Origin of the sequence: Photobacterium sp. GB-56, assembly GCF_003026105.1 — a bacterium.
Taxonomy (GTDB): Bacteria; Pseudomonadota; Gammaproteobacteria; order Enterobacterales; family Vibrionaceae; genus Photobacterium.
In genome coordinates, this window is record NZ_PYNW01000011.1 from 125,932 (window position 1) to 134,988 (window position 9,057).

At 40.0% G+C, this 9,057-nt stretch carries 9 protein-coding genes and 3 tRNA genes; 5 read left to right on the plus strand and 7 right to left on the minus strand.

The features are described 5' to 3' along the window. The first annotated feature begins 219 nt into the window (after positions 1–219). The 4 genes from C9J42_RS15255 (at position 220) to C9J42_RS15270 (ending at position 3,420) form a co-directional block, all read left to right on the plus strand. Positions 220–990: an ABC transporter ATP-binding protein gene (locus C9J42_RS15255; protein WP_107247384.1), complete on the plus strand. Its 771-nt coding sequence runs from the start codon at positions 220–222 to the stop codon at positions 988–990. 119 nt (positions 991–1,109) lie between these two features. Continuing rightward, positions 1,110–1,886 carry an ABC transporter substrate-binding protein gene (locus C9J42_RS15260; protein WP_107294708.1) on the plus strand — a complete coding sequence of 259 codons (777 nt, stop codon included), beginning with the start codon at positions 1,110–1,112 and terminating at the stop codon, positions 1,884–1,886. 98 nt (positions 1,887–1,984) lie between these two features. Next, positions 1,985–2,725 (plus strand): ABC transporter permease, encoded by a 741-nt coding sequence (locus C9J42_RS15265; protein WP_105061294.1) that lies wholly within the window; start codon positions 1,985–1,987, stop codon positions 2,723–2,725. Between the two features lie 5 nt (positions 2,726–2,730). Continuing rightward, on the plus strand, positions 2,731–3,420 hold the full coding sequence (locus tag C9J42_RS15270) for an ABC transporter permease (protein ID WP_107294709.1): 690 nt from the start codon (positions 2,731–2,733) through the stop codon (positions 3,418–3,420). A gap of 69 nt (positions 3,421–3,489) precedes the next feature. Here the strand turns inward: C9J42_RS15270 and grxB are convergent, their stop codons facing one another. The 3 genes from grxB to C9J42_RS15285 form a co-directional block, all read right to left on the minus strand. Beyond that, complete coding sequence (gene grxB, locus C9J42_RS15275) at positions 3,490–4,140, minus strand: glutaredoxin 2 (protein WP_107206016.1); 651 nt, start codon at positions 4,138–4,140, stop codon at positions 3,490–3,492. Positions 4,141–4,206: 66 nt separating this feature from the next. Next, positions 4,207–5,013: an exodeoxyribonuclease III gene (gene xthA / locus C9J42_RS15280; protein WP_107206017.1), complete on the minus strand. Its 807-nt coding sequence runs from the start codon at positions 5,011–5,013 to the stop codon at positions 4,207–4,209. A gap of 189 nt (positions 5,014–5,202) precedes the next feature. Further along, on the minus strand, positions 5,203–5,964 hold the full coding sequence (locus C9J42_RS15285; RefSeq protein ID WP_107206018.1) for an SDR family NAD(P)-dependent oxidoreductase: 762 nt from the start codon (positions 5,962–5,964) through the stop codon (positions 5,203–5,205). A 471-nt stretch (positions 5,965–6,435) separates the two neighbouring features. On the opposite strand from C9J42_RS15285, the gene C9J42_RS15290 reads away from it, so the two are divergent. Continuing rightward, entirely contained in the window at positions 6,436–6,678 is a 243-nt protein-coding gene (locus C9J42_RS15290) for a GlsB/YeaQ/YmgE family stress response membrane protein (protein ID WP_107206019.1), read from the plus strand. Positions 6,679–6,764: 86 nt separating this feature from the next. Here the strand turns inward: C9J42_RS15290 and C9J42_RS15295 are convergent, their stop codons facing one another. The 4 genes from C9J42_RS15295 to C9J42_RS15310 all read right to left on the minus strand — a co-directional run bounded on the left by C9J42_RS15295 (position 6,765) and on the right by C9J42_RS15310 (position 8,996). Then, positions 6,765–8,399: a response regulator gene (locus C9J42_RS15295; RefSeq protein WP_107287708.1), complete on the minus strand. Its 1,635-nt coding sequence runs from the start codon at positions 8,397–8,399 to the stop codon at positions 6,765–6,767. A 208-nt stretch (positions 8,400–8,607) separates the two neighbouring features. After that, positions 8,608–8,692: transfer RNA gene (locus C9J42_RS15300), tRNA-Tyr, on the minus strand. Positions 8,693–8,758: 66 nt separating this feature from the next. After that, positions 8,759–8,843 (minus strand) — tRNA-Tyr (locus C9J42_RS15305). 68 nt (positions 8,844–8,911) lie between these two features. After that, positions 8,912–8,996: transfer RNA gene (locus C9J42_RS15310), tRNA-Tyr, on the minus strand. Between the last annotated feature and the right edge of the window lie 61 nt (positions 8,997–9,057).

The following is a 9,057-nucleotide window of genomic DNA, read 5'->3' on the forward strand; positions in this document are numbered from 1 at the left end:
TGAATATAAAAACAGAACTGAGTATTTATGCTATTTATGTGGGTATAATGGCAGGTTATGGTGCTGTTTGATATATGTTGGTTAGGTTAATGAAATGTTGCAATCATGAATTTCAGATGATACTTTCAAAAAAGATGATTTTTAATGAAATGTCGTGCTTTGCTATAGAATTGGCAAACGAGTAGTAGATGATTTCTAAAGGGACAGGAGTATGCGCACATGAAGGATGACGTGGCGCTAGAAATTAAGAACCTGCATAAATCTTTTGGTGACAATGAAGTATTAAAAGGTATTTCGCTGACGGCAAGAAGAGGAGATGTCGTTTCGATTATTGGCTCATCAGGCTCAGGAAAGAGTACTTTTTTACGTTGTGTCAATTTACTTGAAACCCCTACTCAAGGCGAAATTTGGGTTAATGGTGAATTGATTAAAATGCACAATAATCGTCGCGGTGAATATTTACCTGTTGATGATAAACAAGTTCAACGCATTCGTGCCCGTTTAGCCATGGTATTTCAAGGATTTAATCTGTGGTCTCATATGACAGTACTACAGAATGTGATTGAAGCGCCGATACATGTGCTCGGTGTCCCTAAAGCAGAAGCGATTGAAAAAGCGGAAGCCTTACTCAAAAAAGTGGGCTTATTTGAACGCCGTAATTATTATCCAGCCCATTTATCTGGTGGTCAGCAGCAGCGTGCAGCAATTGCGCGAGCCCTTGCTGTTGATCCTGAAGTGATGTTGTTTGATGAACCGACATCGGCCTTAGATCCTGAATTGGTGGGTGAGGTATTAGGTGTAATGCAAGATTTAGCGCAAGAAGGCCGTACCATGCTGGTAGTCACTCATGAAATGGCTTTTGCTCGCGATGTATCCAATCAAGTGATGTTCTTACACCAAGGCCTTGTTGAAGAGCAAGGTCATCCCGATAAGCTATTTACCCAGCCTGAATCTGAAAGATTGCAGCAATTTATTTCGTCTATTTACTAAACTTAGGGTTATCGATTAAGACATAGAGGCTAACCCTCTGTGATTAGATAACCGTACAAATAGTACAAGGTTCACAGCATGGCTTGGTGTGAACAATTAAACGTAGCAGGAGAAGCGATATGAAAAAATGGATTTTAGCCGCAACATTAATTTCAGCGATGGGTGCATCAGCAGTACAAGCAAAAGAGTGGAAAGAAGTGCGTTTTGGTATTGAAGGCGCTTACCCTCCTTTTAGCTGGACTGAGCCAAACGGTGAGCTGAAAGGTTTTGATGTGGATATGGCAAACGCGCTTTGTACGCAAATGAAGGTCAAATGTAAAATTGTAGCCCAAGATTGGGATGGTATTATTCCATCACTGCTTGCTCGTAAATACGATGCAATCATCGCTGCAATGTCTATTACCGAAGAGCGTAAAAAGAAAATCGACTTTACTGGTAAGTATGCTCTTATCCCGAACAAGTTTGTTGCCAAAAAAGGTACCGAGCTCGACTTCACTAAAGAAGGGCTTAAAGGTGTGAAGATTGGTGTTCAACGTGCAACGACTCATGACAAATACTTAACGGATAATTTCGGAGAGTCTGTTGAAATCGTTCGTTATGGCTCATTTGACGAAGCTTACCTAGATTTAAAAGCCGGCCGTATTGCTAGCGTATTGGGTGATGCATCAGCATTAGAAGAAGGTTTGCTAAATAAAGACGGTGGTGAAGGTTTTGAATTTATCGGCCCATCATTAACAGATCCTAAATGGTTCGGTGAAGGTTTTGGTATTGCCGTGCGCAAACAAGACAAAGATCTAACCAAAAAACTGGATGAAGCAATTCTTGCACTACGTGAAAACGGTCAATACAAGCAGATCGCTGATAAGTATTTCAAATATGATGTTTACGGTCAGTAAGTCATAAATGAATAAAGAGCACCTAGCTTCTAGTTTGGCGAGTTCGTCAAAGGGCTAAGCTAAGTGCTCTCTTATTCGAACAATGAAGGAGTATGACGTTGTTCGATTTATATGGATATGGATGGTCTTTAGCTCAAGGGGCGATGATAACAATACAAGTGGCACTGCTTTCTCTTTTATTAGCAGCAACACTGGGTATGTTAGGCGCTTTAGCGAAACTCTCACCTTACCGTTGGGCGCGTGCTATCGCCACACTTTACACCACGGTGATCCGTGGTATTCCTGATTTAGTATTGATGATGCTGATTTTCTTCGGTGGTCAAATGCTACTTAATGATAGCTTGTATAATATTAATGAATGGTTGAATAATTCTTTTACTCAATCTGATCCTAACCACGAATGGACAAGTTACCTTCCTGATTATATCGAGATCAGCCCCTTTGTTGCTGGTGTTCTGACAATAGGCTTTATTTTTGGTGCTTATATGGCAGAAACCTTTAGAGGCGCGATCTTAGCGGTAGATAAAGGTGAACTTGAAGCGGGTAAAGCCTATGGCATGAGTGCATTTTTATCCTTTCGTCGAATTTTACTGCCTCAAATGATCCGTCATGCTTTACCTGGCTTTGGTAATAACTGGTTAGTGTTATTAAAAACCACCGCACTGGTTTCTATCATTGGTTTAGATGACATGGTGCGTAAAGGAGCATTGGCTGCAGGAACCACTCAAAAACCGTTTACCTTCTATTTTACTATTGCGGTTGTGTTTTTGATCTTTACCTCTATTTCAACCTTGGCACTCAATTGGGCCGAGCGTAAATACAGTATTCCGACGAGGTAGAGCTGATGGACTTTAGTATTTTTACAGAAAGTTGGGAAATCTATCTAGAAGGTTTTTACACCACAGTGTGGATGGTTACCGTTTCGCTAGTGATCGGTTTAATTTGCGCGATCCCCATTGGAATGATGCGAAATAGCAGTCATAAATTTATTGCGTTTCCAGCTTGGGCATATATTTATTTCTTTCGTGGTACGCCGCTATTGATTCAGCTTTATCTTATTTATTACGGATTAAGCCAAGTTATCAATGTTCAGGGCACAATGTGGCAAGAAGCATGGTTCTGTGCGTTAGTTGCTTTCATTTTAAATACTGCCGCATACACCGCTGAAATTATTCGAGGCTCTATTAATAGTATGCCGCAAGGTGAGATAGAGGCGGCGAAAGCTTATGGTATGGGCCCATTTCAAGCGTTTCGTCGTATTATTCTTCCTAGTGCATTACGACGAGCGTTACCTGCATACAGTAATGAAGTGATCTTCATGGTTCATGGCTCAGCCGTTGCCGGTATTGTGACGATTGTTGATTTAACAGGGGCCGCGAGAATTGTAAACTCTCGTTACTACGCGCCGTTTGAATCTTTCTTGTTTGCTGGGCTTTGTTACATGGTGCTGACGTTTGTCATAATCTGGGTATTTAAAAAACTTGAAGCGCGGTATTTACGCCATTTACAGCCATTAACTGAAATAACAGATTAATAAAGTTGAATAGAAAAAGCTCAGCATGCTAATGATAGATGCTGAGCTTTTTGTTTTATCAGCGCTTTTTTACACCGCCACATCATCATAAAGTGGGACTGAAGTCAGTGCTGCGACTTCATCAATGTATTGACGTACGCGAGTTGGGTATTGGATCCCTTTCACGACAGTTAAATTACGTAGCATTGGAAATAGATGAATATCATCATAGCTAAGCTGGTTGCTTCGCTCAGAAGGCAGTGTTACCCATTCCAATGTTTGCAGCGCTTTATTGGTCAGCTCAATGTAGTGCGAAGAATCTTCAAAGGCTCTTTCAAAGCTAACGGATAACATTGGCGTTTTTTTGTTGTAGAACCACGTTTTTGCTTCTTCAACCTGAAACTCTGGTAGATCTATTTTTAGCCAGCGTGGGTAGAGTAGGTAGGGTACACAATCTCGTGCTGCTTCAGCCCATTGTACTAATTCATCTTGATGTACTTCCGGCGCTAAAACAGGACTGCCATCGTTGTTGTCGATAAATTTGACGACATCTAGGCTCTCAGCCATATAGCTACCATCTGGCTTTTGTAAAATAGGCACCATGTTAGCGCCTACTTTTTCGATACGTGCGTCAATATCGTGATTTTGTAGGTAAACCAATTCAATATCGGCTTTTTTTAAGCCCGCAATCATCATTGCTTTTACGCAGAAAGGGCAATGATCAAATACAAACAACTTCATAATTAGTCCCTTGTGGTGAAGTAGAGTGAAGATAAAAAAGGTGAGTAGAAACTCACCTTTTATTAATTATTTAAAGACAGACCAAATAGGTGCGTGATCTGAGGGTTTTTCGATACCACGTAATTCGTAGTCGATATCGGACTCAATGCAGCGCTCAGCCAGTGATGGTGTGGCAAGAATAACATCAATGCGTAGACCTCGGTTATCAACAAAGCCTTTCGAGCGGTAGTCAAACCATGAGTATTTATCATCGACGGTTGGGTGAAGTTGACGGAAAGTATCGACAAAACCCCAGTCTAGCAAGGTTTGTAACCACTCACGCTCAATTGGTTGGAATGAGCACTTACCTGTTTTTAGCCAGCGTTTAGCATTAGCAGGACCAATACCGATATCTAAATCCGTAGGGCTGATATTAATATCGCCCATCACGATCAATTCTTCATCGTTAGTGTGGGCCGTATTTAGGTAATTCATCAGATCAGCGTAGAATTTCTCTTTTGCAGGAAATTTTGTTTCGTGCTTAATATTATCGCCCTGTGGGAAATAACCGTTCATGACAGTGATGTTCTTGCCATTGTCTTGCTTAAAGGTGGCCATGATCATTCGACGTTGGGCATCTTCATCATCGGTTGGGAACCCTTTTTGTACGCTAATTGGTTCTTGCTTACATAGCATTGCAACACCGTAATGGGCTTTTTGACCATGGAAGTAAACTTTGTAGCCCATCGCTTCAACATCCGCTAAAGGGAAGGCTTCATCATGAACTTTGATTTCTTGTAAGCCGATCACATCCGGCTGATGCTTTTCAATTAAGGCTTGAAGTTGGTGAAGGCGAGCGCGTAGCCCATTGATATTGAAGGAGATAACTTTCATCATTTATTCCGATTTCTGTCAGTTTTTTAATTACGGATAAGCAAAGATACTAACATAGATATTTAACGCTGGTAGAGCCTATTTCTTTTAAATAAACGATGAGGTTAATCGATATAAAGCGAAGGTAAGAGGAAGAAATGAAGGCGACGAGAAAGATAAAGAGCCGCCTTCGGTAGGTGTTATTTATGATTATGCAACGATTTTAGGTTGACCGTCAGAAGCGGTAACACCACCATCTACAGGTAGGTTAACACCGTTTACAAAGCTGGCATCATCACTTGCTAAGAAGCTCATTACCGCTGCGACTTCTTCAGGCTCTGCTGCACGACCAAGCGGAATACGTTCGTTAAATTTATTACGAATATCTTCCGGCCAGCCATTAGTCATATTGGTTTTCACTAGGCTTGGGCATACAGAGTTAACACGCACACCTTGTAGGCCAAAATCCAGTGCAAGTACACGAGTTAAGTTAACAATAGCGCCTTTAGATACGCAGTAGTAAGCTGCGCCCCAGTCAGCACCTAAACCAGAAACAGAGGCATTATTAACAATGCAGCCTTTGCTTTTGATCAAGTGAGGTAATGCATATTTAGAGCAGTAAATAGCACCATTAATATTTACGCTAGAGATCTTCTCCCAATCTTGAATGCTACCGTCTAATATTGTGCCTGGAATATGTACGCCAGCATTATTGATTAAGATGTCAATCTTATTGAAATTCTTAATGGTCTGATCAATAAGGTTTTTTACTTCAGCTTCATTTGAAACATCGGTTTTAACACACAGTGTTTTTTCTGAAATTAGCTCACTGTGTACTTTATCTAGTGCGTCCTGATAAAGATCTGCTAGAACGACAATTGCGCCTTCAGAGGCAAAACGGTGTGCCGCAGCTTTACCCATACCATTACCCGCACCTGTGATAATGACAACTTTTCCTTCAAATCTGTTCATAGCTAGCTCTTACATCATACAAATAGTGTCACTATATTAAGTCTCTCACGGATATACGTTTGTGATGAAGATCACTTATTTTTTTAGGTACCGAGAAGGGATGAATAGCTAAAGATAATGTTGTTTTTTCTGAAACATATTTAAACAATCTGTTTACATACCCCTCGTGGTAAGTCTGTCAAATAAATAAATCAGTGTTTTATTGCTTTGAGGAAGAATTTAATATTAATGGGTTGATGAAATATAGTTATTAAAAATCAATATATTAGATTGTTAATAACAGTCTATTTTTAGCTAGAAGTTTAGGTCATGATAAAAAGAGATAAAAAATGAGTACTTTACTTGTACTGAGTGAGTTATCAGGTCTATGCTGAATGAATACGAAATACTCAAACATGTTGTTTTAAAAAGTATTTTTATCAATATGGTGCAGTAATTACCTTGTTACTGCCACGGACGAAGGAAAATATCATGTCTATTATCACTTGGATTATTGTTGGCCTTATAGCAGGTGCACTCGCTAAATGGTTGATGCCTGGAAATGATGGTGGCGGTTGGATTGCAACATGTGGCTTAGGTATTGCTGGTTCTTTTGCTGGTGGTTTCCTTGGTTCACTGTTGGGTATAGGTGCGTCGGGTCTGCTTGGTACTATTATTATTTCCACCGTCGGTGCTTTAGTGCTGCTATTTATCTATAACCGATTTATTCGTTAATTGACGATTGAGTCATGCGAAAAAGCCTAACGTAGTATGTGTTCGTTTAGAAACTACTTAGGTTAGGCTTTTATTTTCCGTCGTTATTATATGACCTGTGGAGAGGATAATTTCGCTATTAAGGATTTTCTCCAATCCGCTAACGGTTGTGGTAACTCGATGGTTTTTAGTTGTTTTAAGCTTTTTTGAATATCAGAGTGATTGTAAGCCTTTTGATTGAGTAAACTTTCACAATAACCTAGCATTGCCTCACTACACTGTGGGTAATCATGTAAAATCGTTTGATATAGCGCACCAGCTCGTTTGGGATCTTGTATCAAATTAGCTTTTGCTGTTTCTAAATGGCTTACAAGTAAACGTACATTTTCAATGATGAGCTGTTTCTCTTTTAATTCATTTAAACGGTGCTGACTGTGTTCATCGAGTTCAGATCGTGTCATTAATACTTGGTATATCTCTCCAATTAAACGGCTTTCACCATAACTGATTAGCATAGGAAGTGCTTCGATCATGACTATTGACGGAGCTTGAAGCATCACACCGAAAAATGGACTTAATCCTTTTAGTAAACGCCTTTTGGATTTTTGGATCTTTTTATCTATGTGGTAGAGACGAGCCAGTGCAATATTGGCGAAGGCGTCTAAATGTTGCTTTTTTTCACCCTGTAATCTTAGCTGAGCTAAGTGATGGATATCTTTAATAGCAGTGTGTAGTCGATGGTTATGCTGGTTTGATAATTGGTTTGTGTAAATTTGCTCGAAAATAGCGGTATATTCAGCAAAGTGTACTAGCCATAACTTATCAATAATCGGTAGATGTGTTGCTAATGTTTTCCCTGCCTGCAGAAAGTTATCAATATCATTCATATCTGCAGATAATTGAGCAACAGTTAAAGCTCGATGCGGTATGGTTGGTGTTAAGGTGAGTACCTGCATGGCGACTTCTTGAGCTTTATCGACTTGGTTATTTTGTTGATAAAGGGACGCTAGTTCATCATAAGCAAAGACACAAAGAGGGACATGCTTAATTAACCGTTTTAGTCGGTTAATCGCTTCGAGGTGATAGCCTTTCTTTGTCGCAAGTTTTGCTTCAATCAATGATAACTTATGGTGTTGAGAGCGTTGCTTAAATAAAAGTAATAATTGCTCTGCTTGCTGCCATTGTTTTATTTCGATAAGTAGCTCTAGTAAAAGCGTTTCTATATGCAGATTATGGCCTTGCTCTCGGAGTAAATGCCGGCATAACTGTATTGCTTGTTGATGATCTTGCTTGTCTAAAGCTTGATATATTGGCTCTCTGTGTAAGCAAACTTTATAGACACTGATCACTCGTTGTTTTAAGGTGCCGACGTTAATGGGTTTGGTAAGAAAACAATCAGGCTCTATTCCCATTGTGGTTGAAATGACTTCAGGTGAGTGATCTCCAGAAAAAAAGATGATTCCACAATTTGAACGAATAAGGTTTTGCTGTCTGAGTAAAGACAGTAACTCACCACCATTAATATTTTGATTAAGATGGAAATCAAACAAAATAAGATCATAACGCTGGGTTTGGCATAACTGAATAGCGTGTTGGTAACAGGTCGCGATATCAATTGATTTGATCGCAATTTTATCTAAGACACTTTTAACGAGTTGAGCAGAAGAGAGCTGATCATCTACGATGAGTACTTTTATGGTGTTCCACTTTTCTTGTTCTAATTCCGTGAAACCCAAAGCCATATACTATCCATTTAATTGTTATTATTGATGTTTATGATATTTAATATGCATGTTGTTCATTATTAAATGTCATGAATAAAAGTAATCATATAATGAAATTATAGCAATTTTTTTACGTACAAATTTAGAACTTAGATGGGAAATATTTAAGAGGGAGTAAAGGTATAGATAGAAAAAAACCAGCAGCCTGAGCTACTGGTTTAAATGATGGTGGTGGGGGAAGGATTCGAACCTTCGAAGGCAGTGCCGGCAGATTTACAATCTGCTCCCTTTGGCCACTCGGGAACCCCACCACGGGGTATTGCTATATTTGGCTTTCGCCAGAAAAGACGTCAGTGGCGACAACTTTTCAAATTAGATGGTGGTGGGGGAAGGATTCGAACCTTCGAAGGCAGTGCCGGCAGATTTACAATCTGCTCCCTTTGGCCACTCGGGAACCCCACCACGGGGTATTGCTTATTATTTGGCTTTCGCCAGAAAAGATGTCAGTGGCGACAGCTTTTCAAATTAGATGGTGGTGGGGGAAGGATTCGAACCTTCGAAGGCAGTGCCGGCAGATTTACAATCTGCTCCCTTTGGCCACTCGGGAACCCCACCACGGGGTATTGCTATATTTGGCTTTCGCCAGAAAAGACGTCAGTGGCGACAACTTTTCAAA